The organism is Citrobacter sp. TBCS-14 (assembly GCF_005280805.1).
GTDB lineage: Bacteria > Pseudomonadota > Gammaproteobacteria > Enterobacterales > Enterobacteriaceae > Citrobacter > Citrobacter gillenii.
In genome coordinates this window covers 1-305 of sequence record NZ_SZWM01000705.1, presented here as the reverse complement: position 1 = coordinate 305, position 305 = coordinate 1, and the positions used below count along the sequence as shown (strand labels likewise).

1 protein-coding gene is annotated in these 305 nt (G+C 54.8%); it reads left to right on the top strand.

The window, feature by feature from the left end; genetic code table 11:
- A partial coding sequence (locus tag FDX22_RS20815; protein ID WP_146717715.1) for an FAD-binding oxidoreductase occupies window positions 1–305 on the top strand: 305 nt, incomplete at both ends.

Here is a 305-nt window from a genome sequence, read left to right as displayed (position 1 = left end):
GGTCACGGTTTCCGCCGGGCGCAGTAACGTCACTGGTGCCGCATTGCCGTTGCGGGGAGGCATTGTGCTGGACGTTTGCGAACTCAACAAACTTATCGACTTCGATCCACAAAGCCAGATTGTTGACGTTGAAGCCGGCATGTTCGGCGACATTTTTGAACAAACTATCCAAAAAGAGTACGGCATGACGATGGGCCACTGGCCGTCATCGTTTGGTATCAGTACCGTGGGCGGTTGGGTGGCCTGTCGTGGCGCGGGACAGCTGTCGACCCGCTACGGCAAAATTGAAGATATGGTTTATGGGA